Here is a 21,337-nt window from a genome sequence, read left to right as displayed (position 1 = left end):
TATTCAACGATGAGCAGAGCTGACCTTATGGAAACACAATGTCGTTAGAGTATATTTCCCCGTCAGGAAGTTTGATGACAGGTTTGCCCAAGTTTGCGGCCTGATCGATCAAGTCGTCATATTCCCACTCGTTGTGGTCACCGCTCCATGTTCTTTCTTCAATGGGTCTGCCCGCACGGGGTCTGTGCCTGGCGGACTCGGGCTGACGTAGGTAAAGGGCGCAGATGTCATTGATCTTCGCTGCACGTGTCCCGTTCGAGTTGATCAGCCAGATCCTGTCAGCACTTAAGCCGCGCGCAGACATTGAAATGTGGCCTTCATATGAATCGTCGGGAAACCAGATCTTTTCACCGGGCTTTTTTTCGGTTCGCGCATAGGCATTGAAAGCCAGGTTTTCTTCGCCAGGCACAACTTCAATATTGCGGGTGTCGAGCAAATAGGTAAACCCGATGCGCTGATTTTGCCTTTTTGCGATGTAGTGTTTGTCATGGAAGCGTAAGAGCGGGTTACCTGAGCTGTCCTCATCACTGCTGGATGAACTATCGTCACTGCTTAATGAACTATCGTCACTGCTAGATGAACTATCGTCACTGCTTGATGAACTTTTGCCTCTTTCTTCGTATCTGCGGGTTCCGCTGTAGTCGATTAATTCCCCTGGGTATTTGTGATGCTGAGTGTCATACAGCAACGCTTCCACCTCTGGAGCGCTGCGAGCATGTACATATGCCTCCGATAGACTGAACGTTGCGCTCACGGCTTTTTGTGTGGTTGATCCGACACCGTGTTTCTGGCGTGGGCGCATGTGATCCTCGAAAAACTCGAAGGGGTTGCGGTCGTCCCCCCTGAACATGGCCGGAATATCGGTTCTGTATAAGCAGTTGTATTTGTTGCGCTGGTACCCGGCCTTTGTGAGCAGGGCATTGAGATATGGACGGGTGAAGTTGTCGGAGAAGGCGATGTTGCCGGTTGACTGGTTTCTGAGGTGCAGTATCTCGGGCAACAGTTCTTCGTAGACTTCATCGAACCGATGAGGGTTGGTTTCGTCCATGGAAGAATGTCTGAGGTCCTCAGCCCACTGGGGAATGCGCCCTTGGGCCTGCACGTCACTGACCAGTCGCGAGAGCTGTCGCGTCGACAGGTTGTAGGGTTGAATCTGGCGGGTGATCTCCTCCCGCGATTTCGCGGCGGGTCCCGTGCTTGTCAGGGATCGAAGTTGTTCGATCAGTTGGTCTCTCAGTGCTCCGTACTCAACGGACTTCGTAATGTAGTCGGGCACTGCGGGACTATCCGCTGTGGGGGATTGTTCGTCCGCCAGGCGTGGGCGCTTTGCCTCGGCTCCGGTTTGCGCTTGCGGGTTGGCCAGCTTGCGTTTGTGTACTTCACGTTGGCGCCTGGCGACCGAATCGAGACTGACCCTGTCGAGTTGCGCCGCCCATTGCTCGACCGAATAGTTCAGAGGCTCCATTCTCCGGTTAAATTCATCCCGGCTCATATGTGGCGCCAACCAGCGGCGAAGTTCATCGAGAAGATACGATTTCTGAAGCCGCTCCTGTCGAATGGAGGCCCATTGCGGCTTCATCCCGGTGACCGTGACTTCGTCGCGGAAACGGGTGATATCACTGCCGGAAAGATCGTACATATCCCACAGGTCACGATCGGTCCACGCCGCTAGCTTGGCCGCCGGCTGGTCGATCGGGGTCGAGCCCGGTTCGACTTTGACGAACGAACCGTTGTCATCCTGAAAGGCCATATGGGTTTCGGGTCCTACGTGTGCGTCCAGGCCTCTTTTTCTATGCAGAACGACGTATCCCTGAAGGTTTGTTGCGTCCGGGTTCCAGACATAGTGTGTGCTATCAAGGTAGATGCGTGGGGCGATAGCAGTCGTTGACATGTTTACTGGTGGCGGGGCGGGGGGATCGAGGCTCCAGCTTTTTCCATCGTTGTTCAGGTGCAAAACCGGCCCGCTGGGCGTCACTTCGAAGCGACGTTGTGCCCGGTATGTGTTCGTGCCTGCGTCATAGCTGACTTGGACTGTACCGTTGCCCGGGATGTCGGCGTACATGCGTTGGGCATGGATTCGCAAGCCGGCGTCGTTTGGCGGGGGCAACGTGTTTGCCGAGTAGACCGACACTCGAAACCCATTCAATGGATCATTGCCGAGAGGACGTGTCGGCACCGTGGACCCAGCGAGTGCCTGTGTTTGTATCGGCTGCGGGACGTCGGGCAACAGACCGGGTGTCAGCCCAGGCGCATGGGGCGTGCCATCAGGCCATCCCGCAGCAGGTTGCATCGACTCCAGCCCTGTGTTCATGCGAGTGCCCGGGAGCGACGCATCCGCTTGCAGTCGCGGCGGGGTCGTCGTCGGCAGCTCAGGCAGGTTGATTTTGGGTATCGAAGATATCGGTGGTTTGGGGGCCATGTTGGAATCCTTTCCAGTGTTGAAGCGGTAGCCGCTTCGTTGTTTGAATGAAATCAGGTGTGGCGCAATTCGATCATTGATCCATTGGGGTTTCGTTCACGGGCGCGCGCACGATGTGCATGTCCTCATGTTGCAGCTTGCGCGACCAGTCACCTTCGAGCGTCCAGTCTTCGGCGACGCTGTCGTAGTAAATGGCTTTGCTGTCATCGTCACGCAATTGCAGATTGCGGATGAGCACCAGGTCGGTCATCGGTTCGTTGCCTTGGCGATGCAGACTGATCCCTGCCTGGATCGCGTCGATGCTGGAATAGGCCTGGGCATTGATTTCTGCCAGAAGCACCACGGCAAATTCCTGTTCGATGTCATACCGGTGACCGGATGAGGTGAATACGCGCACCGTTTCCATCAGCGCGTCACCGGTCTCGTCATTGGGCAGCAGAATAAGGATGTGGCCGACCCATAGCTGCGCGCCGTTCAGGCGGATGTGCTCGCGGCCGATCGTCTCACTCAGGTGCTGTGTATGAATATTCCAGGTTGAAGTACCGATGGCAGTGGCAATCGCGACCGAAGTCGACAGCCTGAGGATGGTGTCGGCCGCCGGATGAATGTCGTAGGTCGCGGCCTGTCCCTCCAGCACGAGAATGCCGGCCTGGGGCGCGGCCTGGATGTCCACCCGCAAGTCCTGCGGTTTAAGCACGGTGGGCGGGTGGGCAGCGGGTTGCTGCATCAGGTAGTGACCGCTGCGCTCAACCAGCGAGCGGGGCGTCAATACAGTCCTGTGACCCTGCTGGAGTTGGTCTTCAAGATAGAAATGGTGCGGCAGTCCTACCCGATAGGAGATTCCGTCGCGCATGATGAGCACAAAGTTGTGTGTGGGCATCAGCCCCGACGCGATCAGGTTGCCCATGACATTGCTACCGACCCCCGGGCGATTGCGGGCCATGTCTTTCAGCGTCAGGCGCTTTTGATCCATGAAGCGCAAGGTCAAGTTGACGTCCTGGTAGCGCAGGTAGTTGGAGTTGATGTTGCGCGTTGACCTGACCGTGTACTCCGCCTCTACGGCTTCTATTTCATGACTGTCGTAATCCAGGAATAGCGTGCTGAGCGTCGTTTCGCTCACGTGCCGGACAGCCAGTACGGTCGAGGCCAAATGTCGATAGACGAAGTAGCTTGAGTGCGGTGCGCTGGAGGTGACATGGTCTCCTCCCTTCAACAGTTGCGGCGGGGTTGCAGGTTTGCCCCGCGCCAGGATGATTGCGTTGACGCCGACGCTGTCGCGGCCATCGAGCTGTTGCGGCAAGTCAGGTTTGAGTGAGTAGAGATCCTTGGTGCGCACTATCAGTTTGTCGTTGTGCAGCTGGCGTTTGTTGGCTTCCTGGCGATAAATCCCTTTGATCGTGACGGTGATCTGCGGCAGTTCTCCATCTATCCCGTGAAGTGCGGACAGCACCAGCGAAGTTCCTTCGACCCGCCAGCCTTGAATGCGCTCGAGCGTCCAGTCGAGGTCGATGAGACTGGGGTCCTGGCCATCTTCGATCAGTGTGGTGGCGTCGGTTTTGTCGGCGATGATGTAGTGATCTTCGCCGGGACCGCCGTTGGCCTGGCTGTTTGGCCCTTTGATCACAATCGTGTCGGCACCTGCGCCGGTGTCGGCAATGTCCGCGTTTCCGCGCAGGACGATTCGGTCCGCCTGCGAACTGCCGGTGATGCTATTCGCGGCGTCCGCCAGCGTTTCGACAGTTTCCACAGACTCAAAGCGCAGCGGCGGGGTGTCGGGGCTGGCGCGCAGGTTCAGTTGCCCTGTTTGCAGGTCAATGCGCACGCCCTGATGCGGCTTGTCGCGCGAGACCTTGCCTTCCAGTTGCAGCGTGTCATTGCCGGCACCACCTCGCAGCTGACTGCCTGACAGATCAGTGGGCTGGAGAGTGTCGGCGGCGATCCGAAAGCTGAAAATATCATCCTTGTCGCCACCAGTGAGGGTCTTTTTTCCCGCGCCGTAGCTGAACTGGTTGGGTTTGTCCCTGACCCCCACAACGGTGTCGTCGCCGCCTCCCAGTTGCCAGAGGATGGCCTTGTGCTCGCCCGCGCTGCCGATGATTGCGCCCGGAATGTGGCTGATGCCTTGGCTGGCATCGAACGTGTCGTCGGTTTCCTTGATGACGGCTTCCTTTTCCTCGATGTAAGGACTTTCGCCGCCTGCATCGTCCCACTGGTATTTCCAGTGCTTGACGGTCTGCAATTCGACTTGATAGCTGCCTAACACTACCGCTTCGACAGTGTCTTTCAATTCGTTGTCCAGCCAACCTCGGGCCGTCTTTCTCAGTAGCTCGCTGTAGTTGCTGTCGGTTTTGGCGACGAGGTAGCGGTCGAGAATGTCTCGATCCATGGTTTGCCCGGTGAACGCAAACCAACCCGAGCGCAAGCGCTCGTGGGTGCTCAATGTAATGTAATCGTCGATGTCATCGACCTGGCGGGCGGCACCGTAAATTCTTGCACCCAGGATGAGCACGGCACCCGCCGCAATCCCGATCGGGCCGGCTGCACTGAAACCGGCAAGTGCCGCTATACCCAGAACAATGCTCAGCCCGGCGCTGGTCAGGCTAAGCGCTGCATTGAAGTAGTGATCCTGAGCTTGTTTGCCGGTGGCGGTGGCGGCGTCGTTGAACGCTTTGATGGCGGTGTAGATATCGAAGGGAAGAGTCAGGACGCTGGCAAGCAGGCCGGCGCCGCGTGCCAGGTACTTGCCGGCACTGGTTTTGCTGAACCCTGTAAACACCTTGCCGCCACTGAGCATCATGTTTCTGCCGATGTTTTCCAGACCTCGCTCGAGGAACAAAGACCCCACCTCGGCAGTGATCCCGCCTACGTTGATGCCGGCTTCAACCAGGTCGCCTTTCTTCAGTGCTTCTGCGGTGCCCATGATGCCGCTGTAGATGCCGTAACCCTGGAGCCCGACGCCCATGCTGGTCATGCTGCGGCTTTTGACCTTGTCGGCCCAGCTCGGCAGGTTTTCAGGCAGCGATGGGGTACTCAATGACAATTGCTGGGCGGAGTCCAGCAGTTTGCCAAGGCTTTGCATGGACGCTGACAAGTCGGAGGATGATGCTGAAAGCAAAGATTGGGCGCTGGCCGAACGCAGAACGCCGAGTTCAAACAACAACCCCGCGCAGCTGTCGCTATGTTGAGGGGATTGCAGCCTGCCCTCGATCTTGGCCGGATCAAATTGCAGGGCGTTTATGAACGTCTGGTCGGGCTCAAGCTGAATCGGATGATTTGCGTTGATCACCTGGCCATTGAGTCTTGCCCCCATGTCATACAAGTCCTGGCGACTGATGGTTAATTCGCCAATGCGAACCGGGCCGTTCAATTGATCCTGGAGTAAGAGTCTGTTCCGGCGTTGTTCATCTTGGGGCGTGGATGAGGGCATCCGTGCCGAGAGAGAAGGGGGCGTTTCGGTAATACGGATGTTTCTCGGCAGTGTTGGATTTTGCCCGGTGGATATGGATGGCGTGGACATGTTCGCGTATCTCTTTTTTCATATAGATGTCATTCGGTTCTTGGGCCTCATATTGGCGTTGAACAGTATTGTTGAGGTGGATGTTGCAGGTGCGGTACATATTTATAGCTTTGGTTATTTTATATGCTCTCGTGGGCGCTTTTTTTGGGGGATGCAATGATGTTGTAAGTTGAGGTTGAATTAAGTAACGCCATAAATAGGGGGCGCTGTTTCATCAACTACTGCGATCTTCTGACGGTAATAGCGGTCAGTCCAGGTAGTTCACAGCTTCTCTTCGAAAGGAGAAGCTGCTTTCAGCTTGGTATCTGCGAGCCTTTCGCTATCAGTACGAGTAACGCAACAAAGCGTGAGGCAAATTCCACAGCGCGAAGAAGCCGAACAATGCCATCAACACCGGCAAGACCAACCACCAGACTTTGGTCGGCATCGGATTCAGGACTGTCTGGCGCTGGGTCACGGCCAGGCTGGCCGCACAAACACAAGCTGCCAGTACCGCTCCGGCCAGGACATCGGTTGGCCAGTGCGCGCCCAGATAAACCCGAGACATGGCGATGGACACAGCCGGCAAGCAGCCGAGCAGTAGCCAGGTCAGGCGCATGCGCGTTGGCTGGCCTCGGCCAGCCAGTACCGCCAGGGTCAGGAACAGCGCAAACGAACCAGACGAATGACCACTGGGCATGCTGTAGCTGCTCAGTGGATCGGCCAGTACTTCCGGGCGCATCCGGGCAAACAGGTTTTTGGTTCCGGTGTTCGCCAGCGCGGTGATCAGCAGCGTGCTGCCGGCGAAGAGCATGTGTCGCCATTGTCGGGTAACCAACAGCAGGATCGTCAGCACCGCACTGATCACGAACATGTTTTTGAACTCGCCGAGCTGGGTGAGCATCACCGCTACTTCATCCAGCAGCGGGCTGCGGTGCTCCTGTACCAGCGTCATCAAGCCCTGATCGAAGGCGTTCAGATGCGCAAAGCCAATAAACAACCCACCGAGGATCACCAGGCTGAGGCCGGCGATGTATACGGTCACCAGGCGATGAGCGCGCACGCTGCTGTTGACGCTCAGGCCTACCAGCGCCGCGATGCTGCCGACCACCAGCCCGACCTGTGGCCAGAAACCTTCCGGCAACGGCAAGCGAATCGCCGCGCCCGTGGCCCAACCGGGTAGCAGGTAAGCGACGCTCCAGCCAGCGGCGGCCAGCAAGCTGACGGCGGCGAAGCGCGGGAAGGGCATGTCGAACATCCCCGCGACCATCGGCAGCATCGGCCGCAGCGGACCGATGAAGCGCCCGACCAGCAGGCTGGCGATGCCGTAGCGCTGGAAATACGCTTCGGCGCCGGCGATCCATTCCGGATGATGGCGCAACCCTGGCAGGCGCCGGATGTTCTGATGGAAATGTCGCCCGATGAAGTACGAAACGATGTCCCCCAGCACCCCGGCGAGAAAGCCCAGCAGCAGCGTTTCACCCAGTGACAGCGCGCCACTGCCGGCCAGGACCGCCACGGCAAACAGCAGCACCGTGCCAGGTACGATCAACCCGGCAATCGCCAGGCATTCCACAAAGGCCACTATGAACACCGCCGCGGCCAGCCATTGCGGGTTGACCGTCAACCAACCGGTCACGCTATCGAGCCATGGGCCCATAAAAACAACTCCATCGATTATTCAATTGGCCCCAAGGGACAAACGCGATCTTCAAAACGCTATAAATCCCCTGTGGGAGCGGGCTTGCTCGCGAAGGCGGAGTGTCAGTCGGCACTAATATCGACTGAAAGGGCCCCTTCGCGAGCAAGCCCGCTCCCACACTGGATTTTCATTGTTCAGGTCAGCAAAAAATAATCGCGACCTTCGACCTGCCCCCGTCGCAACGGGTTGCGCGTGCAATACGGCGCGTAAGCCGCGTCGACGAAACGGTACATCAAATGCTCATCGCGGCCGTGGGGAATGCCCAGGCGCGTGGTTTGTATGATGTGAGCGGGCGCCGGGCCGACATCTTCCACCAGCAGCACTTCATGGTCGAAGCGCTTTGCGTCCCAGACCGGAACCTTCAGGCCCAACGCTTTGCAGAGCAACGTCTGTCCGGCACAAAGTTTTTGCGAGGGGCGAGGGCGACCCTGAGCGTCGGGATTGTTCAACAGCATCTGCGCCAGGCTCGCCGGCCCGCTCAAGTCATCGACCCACGGATAGGCGGATTTGATCAGCACAGCATTGCCCGGCCCCTGGGCGCTGAAGTTCAGGGAATCGCCGCCACGGGCGTAGTACATATAGATGTGGCCGCCATCCAGAAACAAAGCCTTACGTTTTTCTGTGTAGCCGAGGGAGGCGTGGCTGCCTTTTTCTTCGAAGTAATAGGCTTCGGTCTCGATGATCCGGGCGCTGAGCCACAGGTCGCCGACCCGGTGACGAATGACTTTGCCGAGTAAATCCCGAGCCAGCGTTTGGGCATCTCTGTCGAAAAATGCATCCGCGAGCCCCTTGGGCAGGCTTGTCGCGGGCGTGCGAACAGTCAGGTTAGTCATGATGAACGGTGTTTATCAGGGCTGATTGAGCCGCGATGATAACAATTTGCAGCTTAATCACGGCTGAACGTCGGCAAATTGCCCTCCATTTCGACCATCCGCCCGTCACCGCTGTTAGTCCCGGGACGCGACAGCTATAATCTGCCGCTTTACTCTTTACCAAGACCTTAGCAAAGACCACTCCAGACCATGACTGAGTCCGTTCTTGACTACATGACCCGATTGGGTCGCGCTGCCCGCGAAGCTTCTCGCGTCATCGGCCGTGCCAGCACCGCGCAGAAAAACCGCGCCTTGCAGGCTGCTGCCAATGCGTTGGACGCCGCACGCGCCGAGCTGACGGCTGCCAATGAACTGGATTTGGCCGCTGGCCGCGCCAATGGTCTTGAGCCTGCATTGCTTGAGCGTCTGGCGCTGACCCCGGAACGCATCGACGGCATGATCGTCGGTTTGCGTCAGGTGGCGGCGCTGCCGGACCCGGTCGGCGCGATCCGCGACATGAGCTTTCGGCCGTCGGGCATTCAGGTCGGCAAGATGCGCGTGCCGTTGGGCGTGATCGGGATCATCTACGAATCCCGGCCGAACGTGACCATCGATGCCGCCAGCCTGTGCCTGAAGTCCGGCAACGCGACCATCCTGCGTGGCGGCTCCGAGGCGATTCATTCCAACCGTGCCATTGCCGCCTGCATCCAGCGCGGTCTGGCCGAAGCCGATTTGCCTGCCGCCGTGGTGCAAGTGGTCGAAACCACGGACCGTGCCGCCGTTGGCGCGCTGATCACCATGCCGGAATACGTCGACGTTATCGTGCCCCGTGGTGGCCGTGGCCTGATCGAGCGCGTCAGCCGTGACGCTCGCGTGCCGGTTATCAAGCACCTGGACGGCATCTGTCACGTTTACGTCAGTGCTCATGCCGACCTGCCGAAAGCCCAGCGCATCGCGTTCAACGCCAAGACTTACCGCTATGGCATCTGCGGTGCGATGGAAACCCTGCTGGTGGACCAATCGGTCGCCAAGGATTTCCTGCCGTCGATGGCTGCACAGTTCCGCGAAAAAGGCGTCGAGCTGCGCGGCTGCGAACGCACCCGGGCGATTATCGAGGCTATTGCAGCGAGCGAAGAAGACTGGAACACCGAGTACCTGGCGCCGATTCTTTCGATCCGTGTGGTCGACGGGCTGGAACAGGCCATCGAGCACATTAATAAGTACGGCTCCCATCACACCGATTCGATCGTCAGCGAAAACCTGGCCGACACCCGGCGTTTCGTCGCGGAAGTCGATTCGTCGTCGGTCATGATCAACACCCCGACATGCTTCGCCGATGGCTTCGAATACGGATTGGGTGCCGAGATTGGCATTTCTACTGATAAGCTGCACGCCCGCGGCCCGGTGGGCCTCGAAGGTCTGACCTGCGAGAAGTACATCGTGGTCGGTGATGGCCAGTTGCGCGGCCAGGCGTCGGACTGACTTGGGCGACCTCGACCAGTCAGCCCCGGTAACCGCCAGCGAGCCTGCGCCTCGACGCATTGGCATGCTGGGCGGAACCTTCGACCCGGTGCACATCGGCCATTTGCGCAGTGCGCTGGAAGTCGCCGAATCGCTGGCGCTCGATGAACTGCGTCTGACACCCAGTGCCAGACCACCTCATCGCGGTACGCCGCAGGTATCGGCGAAAGACCGTCTGGCGATGGTCGAGTGCGCGGTGGCCGGTGTGGCGCCGCTGGTGGTGGACGCCCGCGAATTGCAGCGGGACAAACCGTCCTACACCATCGACACCCTGGAACTGATGCGCGCAGAACTGGCCGCTGAAGACCAGGTTTTTCTACTTTTGGGCTGGGACGCATTTTGCGGCCTGCCCACTTGGCACCGCTGGGAAGAGTTGCTCCAGCATTGCCACATCCTGGTGCTGCAACGCCCGGATGCCGACAGCGAACCGCCGGATGCCTTGCGCAATCTGTTGGCGGCACGCTCGGTGAGCGACCCGCTGGCCCTCAAAGGGCCGAGCGGACAGATTGCATTCGTCTGGCAGACACCGCTCGCGGTATCCGCCACCCAGATCCGTCAACTGCTGGCCAGCGGTAAGTCGGTACGTTTCCTGGTGCCCGACGCGGTCCTGGCCTACATCGATGCGCACGGTCTCTACCGTGCGTCGAACTGAAAAAGGGAGCGCTTCAAAACACGTGAACGCGTGTACCGAAGCGCCCGAACATACGAGCAAAACGAGTTTTATATGACTGACAAAGACGTAACTAAAGTAAAGCGCAAAGGCACGTTCAAGAGCGCCCCGCTGCCAGTAGAAGTTCCAACCGGCCCTGAGCTGCGCGGCGAAGAGCTGGTCAAGGTTGCCGTAGCGGCCCTGGAAGACGTCAAGGGCCAGGACATCCAGGTGATCGACGTTCGTGAAAAGCAGAGCATCACTGACTTCATGATCATCGCCACCGGTACGTCCAACCGCCAGATCGGCGCGATGCTGGATAAGGTCCGCGAAGCGGTCAAAGCCCAGGGCGTCAAGCCGCTGGGTGAAGAAGGCAAGGGCGACAGCGACTGGGTCCTGCTGGATATGGATGATGTCATCGTGCACATGATGACCGCTTCGGCTCGTCAGTTTTACGACCTGGAGCGTCTGTGGTCCGGTGCAGAACAGAGCCGTGCTCTGAACGCGGCTCACCACAGCCCGGAAAACACCCATGAGCACTTCGTCAAGCTCAACAAAGACCAGCAATAAGGGACCGCTGTGCGACTGCGACTGATCGCCGTCGGTTCTCGCATGCCCAAGTGGGTGGAAGAAGGCTGGCATGAATATGCCAAGCGTCTTCCGTCCGAGCTGGCGCTGGAACTGGTGGAAATACCGCTCAACACCCGTGGCAAGAACGCCGACGTGGCGCGCTTCATCCGTCAGGAAGGCGAAGCCATGCTGGCCAAGGTCGGGCCGAACGAGCGTGTTGTGACCCTCGAAGTCCACGGCAAGCCCTGGAGCACCGAGCAGCTGGCGGTCGAGCTCGATCGCTGGCGGCTGGACTCGCGCACGGTGAATTTCATGGTCGGCGGCCCCGAAGGGCTGGCGCCGGAAGTCTGTGCCCGGGCCGATCAGCGCTGGTCGCTCTCGCCGCTGACGTTGCCGCACCCGCTGGTGCGAATCCTGATCGGCGAACAGCTGTATCGTGCCTGGACAGTCCTGTCCGGCCACCCTTACCACAAGTAGTTCTGCCCTCATGCCCCAGCCGATCCGCATCAAGGACCACGAAAAAGACGCCCGTCTGGTGCGTGGCCGCGTCGTGTTCGGGGCAATTGCGGTGGTGTCGCTGATCTGTGTGCTGATCGCGCGGCTGTATTTCCTTCAGGTGATCCAGTACGAGTACCACTCGACCCTGTCGGAAAACAACCGCGTCCATGTGCAGCCGATTCCGCCGACCCGCGGGCTGATTTTCGACCGCAATGGCGTGGTGGTGGCCGATAATCGGCCCAGCTTCAGCCTGAGCATGACCCGCGAGCGCTCCGGCGACTGGCAGCAAGTGCTCGACGTCATTGTCGAAGTGCTGGAGCTGACGCCCGAGGACCGGGTGATCTTCGAGAAGCGCATGCGTCAGGGGCGCCGGCCATTCGAGCCGGTGCCGATCCTGTTCGAGCTGACCGAAGAACAGATCGCCCGCATCGCGGTGAATCAGTTCCGTCTGCCGGGCGTGGAAGTGGTCGCGCAGCTGGTGCGTCACTATCCGCAGGGCGCGCACTTTGCGCACTCGGTGGGTTACATGGGGCGGATCAACGAGAAAGAGCTCAAGTCTCTGGACCCGGTGAGTTACAGCGGCACCCATCAAATTGGCAAAACGGGCATCGAGCGCTTCTACGAGCCCGAATTGCACGGTCAGGTCGGTTACGAAGAAGTCGAGACCAACGCCCGTGGCCGCGTGCTGCGGGTACTCAAACGTACCGAACCGATTTCCGGCAAGGACATCGTCCTGAGCCTGGACATCAAATTGCAGGAGGCCGCCGAAGCTGCACTCGGCGGTCGCCGTGGCGCAGTGGTGGCGCTGGACCCGAAAACCGGCGAAGTCCTGGCGATGGTCAGTCAGCCGAGTTTTGACCCGAACCTGTTTGTCACCGGCATCAGCTTCAAGGCCTATTCCGAGCTGCGCGACTCCATCGACCGGCCACTGTTCAACCGCGTGCTGCGCGGCCTGTACCCGCCGGGTTCGACCATCAAACCGGCCGTGGCAATTGCCGGCCTGGATTCTGGCGTTGTGAACGCGTCGAGTCGGGTGTATGACCCCGGCTATTACCAGCTGCCCAATTACGATCACAAGTACCGCAACTGGAACCGTACCGGCGACGGCTACGTCGATCTGGACACGGCGATCATGCGCTCCAACGACACCTACTTTTACGACCTGGCCCACAAGCTGGGGATCGATCGGCTGTCGGCCTACCTGGGCAAGTTCGGCATTGGCCAGAAGGTCTCGCTGGACATGTTTGAAGAGTCGCCGGGGCTGATGCCGACACGGGAATGGAAGCGGGCAACCCGTCGTCAGGCCTGGTTCCCGGGCGAGACGCTGATTCTGGGGATCGGTCAGGGCTACATGCAATCAACGCCCTTGCAACTGGCCCAGGCCACGGCGCTGGTCGCGAACAAGGGTGTCTGGAACCGTCCGCACCTGGCCAAGACCGTCGAAGGCGAGCGGCCGAAGGATGAAAACCCGATGCCGGACATCATCCTGCGTGACCCGTCCGACTGGACCAAAGTCAACCACGGCATGCAGCAAGTGATGCACGGTGCCCGTGGCACTGCGCGCAAAGCGGCGATCGGTTCGCAATACCGGATTGCCGGCAAGAGTGGTACGGCCCAGGTGGTCGCGATCAAGCAGGGTGAGAAGTACGACCGTTCCAAGGTTCAGGAGCGTCACCGCGACCACGCGTTGTTCGTCGGCTTCGCTCCGGCCGACAACCCGCAAATCGTGGTGTCGGTGATGGTCGAGAACGGTGAATCCGGTTCCGGCGTCGCCGCGCCCGTGGTGCGTCAAGTCATGGACGCCTGGCTCCTGGACCAGGACGGCCGACTGAAAGCCGAATACGCCAGCCCTATCAGTGCGGAGGCTACGGCCCGTGAAGAGTAATTTCGATCGCATCCTCTCCAGTGAGGATGTGATGCGTCGCCGTGCGACGCTGTTGCAACGCCTGCACATTGACGGCCCGTTGCTGATCCTGCTGTTGACGCTCGCCGCCGGCAGCCTGTTCGTGCTGTATTCGGCCAGCGGTAAAAGCTGGGATCTGCTGGCCAAGCAAGCCACTTCGTTCGGCATCGGTCTGGTATCGATGATCGTCATCGCCCAATTCGAACCGCGTTTCATGGCCCGTTGGGTGCCAGTCGGTTATGTGGTCGGTGTGCTGTTGCTGGTGGTGGTGGATGTCATGGGCCACAACGCCATGGGTGCTACGCGCTGGATCAACATTCCCGGGGTAATCCGCTTCCAGCCCTCGGAATTCATGAAGATTCTGATGCCGGCGACCATCGCCTGGTACTTGTCCAAGCGCACCTTGCCGCCGCAGCTCAAGCATGTGGGTGTCAGTCTGTTTCTGATTGGGTTGCCCTTCATTCTGATCGTGCGTCAGCCCGACCTCGGCACTTCGCTGCTGATTCTGGCCGGCGGTGCGTTTGTGCTGTTTATGGGTGGCTTGAAGTGGCGCTGGATCATCAGCGTGATCGCCGCCGCCGTGCCGGTGGCCGTGGCGATGTGGTTCTTCATCATGCACGACTACCAGAAACAGCGAATCCTGACCTTCCTCGACCCCGAGAGCGATCCGCTGGGCACTGGCTGGAACATCATTCAGTCGAAAGCCGCCATCGGTTCCGGCGGCGTGTTCGGCAAAGGCTGGTTGCTTGGCACTCAGTCGCACCTGGACTTCCTGCCGGAAAGCCACACCGACTTCATTATTGCGGTCATGGGCGAAGAATTCGGCCTGGTGGGCATCTGCGCACTGCTGCTGATTTACCTGCTGTTGATCGGCCGCGGGCTGGTGATTACCGCTCAGGCCCAGACATTGTTCGGCAAATTGCTCGCAGGCAGCCTGACCATGACGTTTTTTGTTTACGTTTTCGTCAACATCGGTATGGTCAGTGGCCTGTTGCCGGTTGTGGGGGTGCCGTTGCCGTTCATTAGCTACGGAGGAACTTCGCTGGTGACGCTGCTGTCAGCGTTTGGGGTTTTGATGTCGATCCATACCCATCGCAAGTGGATCGCTCAGGTTTGAATAAGGTGAAGATTTCAATGCAAGTAATGCGTGGCTGGGCGACTCGATATGCGCCATGGGTCGGCCTGGTAAGCATCCTTGGCACAGCGCAGGACGCGTTGGCCGGCGATTACGAAGGCTCACCCCAAGTGGCCGAATTCGTCGGTGAAATGACCCGCGACTACGGTTTTGCCGGTGAACAGCTGATGGGGGTGTTCCGCGAAGCCGAGCGCAAGCAGTCGATTCTGGACGCGATCTCGAAACCGGCCGAGCGGGTCAAGCAGTGGAGCGAGTACCGCCCGATGTTCATCACCGACGCGCGCATCGCCCGTGGTGTGGACTTCTGGCGTCAGCACGAGGCGGTACTGGCCCGTGCCGAGCAGGAATATGGCGTACCGGCCCAGGTAATCGTCTCCATCATCGGGGTCGAGACCTTTTTCGGCCGCAATACCGGAAATTTCCGGGTAATCGACGCCTTGTCGACCCTGGGTTTCGACTATCCTCCCCGTGCCGAATTTTTCCGCAAGGAATTGCGTGAGTTCCTGTTGCTGGCCCGGGAAGAGCAGGTCGATCCGCTGACTCTCAAAGGTTCCTACGCCGGCGCCATGGGGTTACCGCAGTTCATGCCGAGCAGCTTTCGTGCCTATGCGGTGGACTTCGACGGTGACGGCCACATTAATATCTGGACCAATCCGGACGATGCCATTGGCAGCGTCGCCAGTTATTTCAAGCGTCACGGCTGGGTCGCCGGCGAACCGGTGGTCAGCCGCGCCGATGTACGTGGCGATCAGGTGGACGAAGGTTTGACCACGGGCATCGAACCGACTAAAACCGTCGGGGAGTTGCGGGCGCTGGGGTGGTCAAGTCATGATGCGCTGCGCGATGATATGCCGGTCACGGCTTTCCGCCTGGAAGGTGACAATGGCCCCGAATACTGGATGGGTCTGACGAATTTTTACGCAATCACGCGTTATAACCGCAGCGTGATGTACGCCATGGCCGTACATCAACTGTCTGAACAGCTGGTCCAAGCACGGGGCGTCAAGTAATGCGGGCATTGCCTATGAATAAACCCCTGAAGCTGATGGCATTCGCCGCGTTGGCGGTGCTGATCGCCAGTTGTTCGACCAGCCGTTCGCCGACCCAAAAGTCTTCCACCGCCGTGCGCGCAGCGCCAGGCCTGGACATCAACCGCGCGCACAAAGATGGCGCGCCGTGGTGGGACGTCGATGTATCGCGCATCCCGGATGCCACGCCGACCCTGCACAGCGGTCCTTATAAAGCCAACCCGTACACCGTGCTGGGCAAGACCTATTTCCCATTGCAGGAATCCAAGACCTACGTGGCCTCGGGCACTGCGTCCTGGTATGGCACCAAGTTCCATGGTCAGAACACCGCCAATGGCGAGGTTTACGACCTGTACGGCATGAGTGCTGCTCACAAGACCTTGCCACTGCCAAGTTACGTTCGGGTGACCAACCTGGACAACAACAAGAGCGTGGTTTTGCGAGTCAACGACCGTGGGCCGTTCTACTCGGACCGCATCATCGACTTGTCCTACGCAGCGGCCAAGAAACTGGGCTACGCCGAAATCGGCACCGCGCGGGTCAAGGTTGAAGGTATCGATCCACAACAGTGGTGGGCCGCGAAAGGCCGTCCGGCGCCTTTGATGCTCAATGAGCCTCAAGTAGCGCAAAATGCCGCGCCGACGATTACGGCTTCGGCGGGGACGGTCGAGCAATGGACGCCACCGCCGCAGCAACACGCTTCGGACACCGTGCCTGTGCCGATCAGTGCAAAAAAAAACGCTTCTGTACCAGCCTCTGGCCAGTATCTGCAGGTGGGCGCGTTCGCCAACCCGGACGCTGCAGAACTCCTGAGATCGAAGCTCAGCGGGATGGTGAGCGCTCCGGTGTTCATCAGTTCGATCGTGCGCAATCAACAGACGCTGCATCGGGTGCGCCTGGGGCCGATCGGCTCTCCGGGTGAAATCCAGCAAGTGCAGAACAGTGTGCGCCTGGCCAATCTCGGTTCGCCGAGCCTGGTCACTGCCGAGTAATACGTAGTACTTGATTGACGGTTCGCTTGCGGTTTGGGGGGTGGACCTGGTTGTTGGCTCGTTAAAGAACAAAAGCCCGGCAAGGGTTCTGAGTGAACAACTGAACACGCGACAGCTCGTTAGAAAGCTGTCTGATTAGTTTTGCCCCTTAGGGCAGTTTCCATTAGCGATTTCGAGAGACGGATGAACATCACCACCTTTGCCAAACGACTGTGCCTGCTAGTACCGCTGCTCCTCTCGCCTGCCGCTTTCGCGGTCGAGATGATGCCGTCGCCACCGCAACTGGCCGCCAAAGCCTATGTACTCATGGACGCCAGCAGCGGCAACGTGCTGGTGGAGAACAACGGTGACCAGCGTCTGCCTCCGGCCAGCCTGACCAAGCTGATGACCGCGTATATCGCGACCCTGGAAATCCGTCGTGGCCAGATCGGCGAAAACGACCCGGTAACCGTCAGCGAAAACGCCTGGCGCACCGGCGGTTCGCGGATGTTCATCAAGGTCGGCTCGCAAGTCACGGTCAGCGACCTGCTGCACGGCATCATCATTCAGTCGGGTAACGACGCCAGCGTTGCGCTCTCCGAGCACATCGCGGGCAGCGAAGACGCCTTCGCTGACATGATGAACAAAACCGTGGCCGATCTGGGCATGACCAACAGCCACTTCATGAACCCGACCGGTCTGCCGAACCCTGAGCACTACTCGTCGGCGCACGACATGGCGGTGCTGGCTCGCGCGATCATCCACGAAGACCCGGCTCACTACGCGATCTACTCGCAGAAAGAGTTTTTCTGGAACGGCATCAAGCAACCTAACCGTAACCTGCTGCTGTGGCGCGACAAGACGGTCGACGGCCTGAAAACCGGTCACACCGACGAAGCCGGCTACTGCATGGTGTCTTCGGCAGTGCGTGATGGCATGCGCCTGATCGCTGTGGTGTTCGGCACCAACAGTGAAGTGGCTCGCGCCTCCGAAACCCAGAAGCTGTTGACCTACGGTTTCCGCTTCTTCGAAACCCAGACGTTCTATCAGAAAGGCGCCGAGCTGGCTCAGGCTCCTGTCTGGAAAGGCACCACCAATCAAGTCAAGGCCGGCCTGGCTGAAGACCTGACCATGACCCTGCCAAAAGGCCAGCTGAAGAAGCTCGCCGCGAGCATGACCATGAACCCGCAACTGGTTGCGCCAATCGCCAAGGGCGACGTGATCGGTAAAGTCGAAGTGAAGCTGGACGACAAAGTCGTGCATAGCGCTGACCTGATCGCTCTGGACGCGGTCGACGAGGGTGGTATCTTCCGCCGCATGTGGGATAGCATCCGTCTATTCTTCTACGGCTTGTTCAACTGAATTAGTGTGGACCTGCATGGCCCTGTTCCAATCCGGAACGGGGCCATGTCCGTTGCCACGGCTTACGAGGCCGTTACGCCATGACAGACACCGAAGTAAAGGCGCCAAAAATCGAATTCCCCTGCGCGGATTACCCGATCAAGGTGATCGGCGACACCGGCGTGGGTTTCAAGGACAAGATCATCGCGATCCTTGAGAAACACGCGACCGTTGACCACCAGACCCTGGCCGAGCGCCAGAGTACCAACGGCAAGTACACGACCATCCAGTTGCACATCATCGCCACCGGTCAGGAACAGCTGTACGACATCAACAGCGAGTTGCGGGCTACCGGTTTCGTGCACATGGTGCTGTGATGTCTGCCGCGGTGGGCTTTCGCGAGCTAGGCCAGATGGCTTACGAGCCGGTCTGGCACGCCATGCAGCGCTTCACCAACGAACGCGGCAGCGATGCCGCGGACGAGATCTGGCTGGTCGAGCACCCACCGGTGTTCACCCAGGGGCAGGCCGGCAAGGCTGAGCATTTGTTACTCCCGGGAGATATTCCGGTGGTAAAGGTTGATCGCGGTGGTCAAGTGACTTATCACGGTCCCGGCCAATTGGTGGCCTACCTGTTGCTCGACGTACGCAAGCTGGGTTTCGGCGTGCGTGACCTGGTCAGCCGCATGGAACAATGCCTGATCGAGTTGCTGGCCAGCTATGGCGTGACCGCCGTGGCCAAGCCGGATGCTCCGGGTGTTTACGTCAATGGGGCGAAAATCGCTTCTCTGGGTCTGCGGATCCGCCACGGTTGCTCCTTTCATGGCCTGGCCCTGAATGTGGACATGAACCTGGAACCGTTTCGACGGATTAATCCCTGCGGCTACGCCGGGCTGGCGATGACCCAGCTGAGCGATCACGCAGGATCGATTGAATTTGCCGAGGTAAGTGCCCGGCTGCGCGCGCAGCTCGTCAAACACCTCGACTATGCTGAGCAGACGACCCTAACGGGCGGAATCGACTGATATGACTACTGATGCAGTGCAAACCATGATCCCGACGCTGGATGTCACCGAGCGTCCGGCCCCGCGTGCCAAGGTTGAAGCCGGCGTGAAGCTGCGCGGCGCCGAGAAGGTTGCACGTATCCCGGTGAAGATCATTCCGACCACCGAACTGCCGAAGAAACCTGACTGGATTCGCGTGCGTATCCCGGTTTCCCCGGAAGTCGACCGCATCAAGGCCCTGCTGCGCAAACACAAGCTGCACAGTGTCTGCGAAGAGGCGTCCTGCCCGAACCTGGGCGAATGCTTCTCCGGCGGCACCGCGACTTTCATGATCATGGGCGACATCTGCACCCGTCGCTGCCCGTTCTGCGACGTTGGCCACGGTCGTCCGAAGCCACTGGACACCAATGAGCCGGAAAGCCTGGCCATCGCCATCGCTGACCTGAAACTCAAGTACGTGGTGATCACCTCGGTCGACCGCGACGACCTGCGCGACGGCGGTGCACAGCACTTTGCCGATTGCATCCGCGAGATCCGCAAGCTGTCGCCGAACGTGCAGCTCGAAACCCTGGTCCCGGATTACCGTGGCCGCATGGACGTTGCGCTGGAAATCACCGCTGCCGAGCCGCCGGATGTGTTCAACCACAACCTGGAAACCGTACCGCGCCTGTACAAGGCTGCGCGTCCGGGTTCGGATTACCAGTGGTCGCTGACCCTGCTGCAACGCTTCAAGCAGATGATGCCGCACATTCCGACCAAGTCCGGCCTGATGCTGGGTCTGGGCGAGACCGACGAAGAAGTGATCGAAGTCATGAAGCGCATGCGCGAACACGACATCGACATGCTGACTCTGGGCCAGTACCTGCAGCCGTCCCGCAGCCACTTGCCGGTCCAGCGTTTCGTGCACCCGGACGTGTTCGCCTGGTTCGCCGAGGAAGGTTACAAGATGGGCTTCAAGAACGTCGCTTCCGGCCCACTGGTGCGTTCCTCGTACCACGCCGACGAGCAGGCGAAACTGGTTAAAGCCGAGCTGATGTCGTCCTGATCGGCTGCCAGACATGAAAAACGCCCGCAGGCATTCAGCCTCGCGGGCGTTTTTTTGCCTGCCCACGGCAATGGCAGACTTTTCCTGCAACTTTCGGCGCGACTGACCCTCTTCTGTTTGTCCCCGTTCCTGACTACTGTGTGTTTGACGCATTCACGCAGGGAGATTCATGGATGACCGTTCGACCGACTCACACCCTTTGTCCTCACGCACCCGTTCCGGCCTTGCCGTCGCAAGGGCTGATCGGCGTTATTGCGCCTGCCGGTCCCGCAGCGCTGGACACCGACAATGCCATCGCCTGGATGCGCGCTCGCGGATACTCACTGCGGGTTTTCCCTGGCGTGTACGAGAAAGATGATTATTTAGCCGGCAGTGATGATGTACGGCTCAATGACCTGCACGCCGCGTTCGCCGACAGTGAGGTCGACGCGATCATTTGCTTGCGTGGGGGGTACGGTACGCCGCGGTTACTCGATCGTATCGACTTTGAACTGCTGCGCAACAATGCCAAGCCGTTCATCGGCTATAGCGACATCACCGCGCTGCACTTGGCGATCAGCCGTTATGCGGGTTTCGTGACCTTTCATGGCCCGATGCTCAACGCCGACCTGCTGGGTGACAAGCAAAAACCTACCGAGTCTTCATTCTTCAACATGCTCAGAGGGCAGGTGAAGGCGGGCAGCGTGCTGGCGCACCCGGTCGCCTACCCGTTGACGACGATTGAGCCTGGTATCGCTCACGGACGCTTGCTGGGGGGCAATCTGTCGCTGATTGCGGCGACCATGGGTACGCCGTATGAGTTGGATGCCGAGGGCGTCATCCTGTTCATCGAGGACATTAACGAGCCGCTGTATCGCATCGACCGGCTGCTGACCCATCTGCGCCTGGCCGGCACGCTGCACAAGCTGCGCGGGGTTTTGGTGGGGGATGTGGCGGGGGTTGATACGGTTGCGTTGGAGCGCTTGCTCAAGCAGACCTTTGCGCCTTTGCGGATACCGGTGTTGGCAGGGTGGCGCAGCGGGCATTGTGATCCGAATTTGACGCTGCCAATGGGCGCGCTGGTCAGATTGGATGCGGGGAGCAAGGAATTGGTGTTGGAGCAGGATGTGGTGATCAAGGCTTAGATGGTCATCGCCTGACAGTCCGCCTTCGCGAGCAAGCCCGCTCCCACAGGTGACCGAGTTCTCTCATAGGAATACGGTCGAATGTGGGAGCGGGCTTGCTCGCGAAGGCAGCATCCGCCA

The 21,337-nt window shown here is 59.4% G+C and carries 17 protein-coding genes; 13 read left to right on the top strand and 4 right to left on the bottom strand.

Going from position 1 to position 21,337, the window contains the following annotated elements:
* Window positions 1-25: 25 nt before the first annotated feature.
* From KGB03_RS15280 to KGB03_RS15265, 4 genes are all read right to left on the bottom strand, one after another.
* The gene (locus KGB03_RS15280) at window positions 26-2,419 is read right to left on the bottom strand and encodes a hypothetical protein (protein WP_223527452.1); all 2,394 of its coding nucleotides are present in this window, start codon (window positions 2,417-2,419) and stop codon (window positions 26-28) included.
* Window positions 2,420-2,492: 73 nt separating this feature from the next.
* Entirely contained in the window at window positions 2,493-5,729 is a 3,237-nt protein-coding gene (locus tag KGB03_RS15275) for a calcium-binding protein (RefSeq protein WP_223527450.1), read from the bottom strand.
* 529 nt (window positions 5,730-6,258) lie between these two features.
* The gene (locus KGB03_RS15270) at window positions 6,259-7,575 is read right to left on the bottom strand and encodes a bifunctional DedA family/phosphatase PAP2 family protein (protein ID WP_223527448.1); all 1,317 of its coding nucleotides are present in this window, start codon (window positions 7,573-7,575) and stop codon (window positions 6,259-6,261) included.
* A gap of 176 nt (window positions 7,576-7,751) precedes the next feature.
* The gene (locus tag KGB03_RS15265) at window positions 7,752-8,450 is read right to left on the bottom strand and encodes a DNA-3-methyladenine glycosylase (protein WP_192410814.1); all 699 of its coding nucleotides are present in this window, start codon (window positions 8,448-8,450) and stop codon (window positions 7,752-7,754) included.
* Window positions 8,451-8,639: 189 nt separating this feature from the next.
* Here KGB03_RS15265 and KGB03_RS15260 point away from each other — a divergent pair, with 189 nt between their 5' ends.
* The 13 genes from KGB03_RS15260 to KGB03_RS15200 all read left to right on the top strand — a co-directional run bounded on the left by KGB03_RS15260 (window position 8,640) and on the right by KGB03_RS15200 (window position 21,217).
* The gene (locus KGB03_RS15260; RefSeq protein ID WP_223527446.1) at window positions 8,640-9,911 is read left to right on the top strand and encodes a glutamate-5-semialdehyde dehydrogenase; all 1,272 of its coding nucleotides are present in this window, start codon (window positions 8,640-8,642) and stop codon (window positions 9,909-9,911) included.
* Window position 9,912: 1 nt separating this feature from the next.
* On the top strand, window positions 9,913-10,602 hold the full coding sequence (gene nadD, locus KGB03_RS15255) for a nicotinate-nucleotide adenylyltransferase (protein ID WP_256596893.1): 690 nt from the start codon (window positions 9,913-9,915) through the stop codon (window positions 10,600-10,602).
* Window positions 10,603-10,674: 72 nt separating this feature from the next.
* Window positions 10,675-11,169, top strand: coding sequence for a ribosome silencing factor (gene rsfS, locus KGB03_RS15250; RefSeq protein ID WP_008152812.1), 495 nt, complete (start codon window positions 10,675-10,677; stop codon window positions 11,167-11,169).
* 9 nt (window positions 11,170-11,178) lie between these two features.
* The gene (gene rlmH / locus KGB03_RS15245) at window positions 11,179-11,646 is read left to right on the top strand and encodes a 23S rRNA (pseudouridine(1915)-N(3))-methyltransferase RlmH (RefSeq protein WP_007937439.1); all 468 of its coding nucleotides are present in this window, start codon (window positions 11,179-11,181) and stop codon (window positions 11,644-11,646) included.
* Between the two features lie 10 nt (window positions 11,647-11,656).
* Window positions 11,657-13,552, top strand: coding sequence for a penicillin-binding protein 2 (gene mrdA, locus KGB03_RS15240; protein ID WP_111451171.1), 1,896 nt, complete (start codon window positions 11,657-11,659; stop codon window positions 13,550-13,552).
* Window positions 13,553-13,583: 31 nt separating this feature from the next.
* Window positions 13,584-14,687: a rod shape-determining protein RodA gene (gene rodA / locus KGB03_RS15235; protein ID WP_192410905.1), complete on the top strand. Its 1,104-nt coding sequence runs from the start codon at window positions 13,584-13,586 to the stop codon at window positions 14,685-14,687.
* 17 nt (window positions 14,688-14,704) lie between these two features.
* Window positions 14,705-15,715, top strand: coding sequence for a lytic murein transglycosylase B (gene mltB, locus KGB03_RS15230; RefSeq protein WP_192410815.1), 1,011 nt, complete (start codon window positions 14,705-14,707; stop codon window positions 15,713-15,715).
* Complete coding sequence (locus tag KGB03_RS15225) at window positions 15,715-16,725, top strand: septal ring lytic transglycosylase RlpA family protein (RefSeq protein ID WP_192410816.1); 1,011 nt, start codon at window positions 15,715-15,717, stop codon at window positions 16,723-16,725. Before mltB ends, KGB03_RS15225 begins: the two co-directional genes overlap by 1 nt.
* A 183-nt stretch (window positions 16,726-16,908) precedes the next feature.
* Complete coding sequence (locus KGB03_RS15220; RefSeq protein ID WP_033054153.1) at window positions 16,909-18,066, top strand: D-alanyl-D-alanine carboxypeptidase family protein; 1,158 nt, start codon at window positions 16,909-16,911, stop codon at window positions 18,064-18,066.
* Between the two features lie 80 nt (window positions 18,067-18,146).
* On the top strand, window positions 18,147-18,422 hold the full coding sequence (locus tag KGB03_RS15215) for a DUF493 domain-containing protein (RefSeq protein WP_150641215.1): 276 nt from the start codon (window positions 18,147-18,149) through the stop codon (window positions 18,420-18,422).
* Complete coding sequence (gene lipB, locus KGB03_RS15210) at window positions 18,422-19,069, top strand: lipoyl(octanoyl) transferase LipB (RefSeq protein WP_056744566.1); 648 nt, start codon at window positions 18,422-18,424, stop codon at window positions 19,067-19,069. The genes KGB03_RS15215 and lipB overlap by 1 nt, the downstream gene beginning before the upstream one ends.
* Before the next feature lies 1 nt (window position 19,070).
* Entirely contained in the window at window positions 19,071-20,093 is a 1,023-nt protein-coding gene (lipA, locus tag KGB03_RS15205; RefSeq protein WP_008152832.1) for a lipoyl synthase, read from the top strand.
* A gap of 173 nt (window positions 20,094-20,266) precedes the next feature.
* The gene (locus KGB03_RS15200) at window positions 20,267-21,217 is read left to right on the top strand and encodes an LD-carboxypeptidase (protein ID WP_218537558.1); all 951 of its coding nucleotides are present in this window, start codon (window positions 20,267-20,269) and stop codon (window positions 21,215-21,217) included.
* Window positions 21,218-21,337: the final 120 nt, after the last annotated feature.

The organism is Pseudomonas sp. BF-B-26 (genome assembly GCF_019956495.1).
GTDB lineage: Bacteria > Pseudomonadota > Gammaproteobacteria > Pseudomonadales > Pseudomonadaceae > Aquipseudomonas.
This window is presented reverse-complemented; position numbering and strand designations above follow the sequence as displayed.

Excerpts from the sequence above, each read along its gene's own strand:
- KGB03_RS15280 (WP_223527452.1), bottom strand. The coding sequence starts at position 2,419 with ATGGCCCCCAAACCACCGATATCTTCGATACCCAAAATCAACCTGCCT.
- KGB03_RS15275 (WP_223527450.1), bottom strand. The coding sequence starts at position 5,729 with ATGGGGGCAAGACTCAATGGCCAGGTGATCAACGCAAATCATCCGATT.
- KGB03_RS15270 (WP_223527448.1), bottom strand. The coding sequence starts at position 7,575 with ATGGGCCCATGGCTCGATAGCGTGACCGGTTGGTTGACGGTCAACCCG.
- KGB03_RS15265 (WP_192410814.1), bottom strand. The coding sequence starts at position 8,450 with ATGACTAACCTGACTGTTCGCACGCCCGCGACAAGCCTGCCCAAGGGG.
- KGB03_RS15260 (WP_223527446.1), top strand. The coding sequence starts at position 8,640 with ATGACTGAGTCCGTTCTTGACTACATGACCCGATTGGGTCGCGCTGCC.
- rsfS (WP_008152812.1), top strand. The coding sequence starts at position 10,675 with ATGACTGACAAAGACGTAACTAAAGTAAAGCGCAAAGGCACGTTCAAG.
- mrdA (WP_111451171.1), top strand. The coding sequence starts at position 11,657 with ATGCCCCAGCCGATCCGCATCAAGGACCACGAAAAAGACGCCCGTCTG.
- rodA (WP_192410905.1), top strand. The coding sequence starts at position 13,584 with ATGCGTCGCCGTGCGACGCTGTTGCAACGCCTGCACATTGACGGCCCG.
- mltB (WP_192410815.1), top strand. The coding sequence starts at position 14,705 with ATGCAAGTAATGCGTGGCTGGGCGACTCGATATGCGCCATGGGTCGGC.
- KGB03_RS15225 (WP_192410816.1), top strand. The coding sequence starts at position 15,715 with ATGCGGGCATTGCCTATGAATAAACCCCTGAAGCTGATGGCATTCGCC.
- KGB03_RS15220 (WP_033054153.1), top strand. The coding sequence starts at position 16,909 with ATGAACATCACCACCTTTGCCAAACGACTGTGCCTGCTAGTACCGCTG.
- KGB03_RS15215 (WP_150641215.1), top strand. The coding sequence starts at position 18,147 with ATGACAGACACCGAAGTAAAGGCGCCAAAAATCGAATTCCCCTGCGCG.
- lipB (WP_056744566.1), top strand. The coding sequence starts at position 18,422 with ATGTCTGCCGCGGTGGGCTTTCGCGAGCTAGGCCAGATGGCTTACGAG.
- lipA (WP_008152832.1), top strand. The coding sequence starts at position 19,071 with ATGACTACTGATGCAGTGCAAACCATGATCCCGACGCTGGATGTCACC.
- KGB03_RS15200 (WP_218537558.1), top strand. The coding sequence starts at position 20,267 with ATGACCGTTCGACCGACTCACACCCTTTGTCCTCACGCACCCGTTCCG.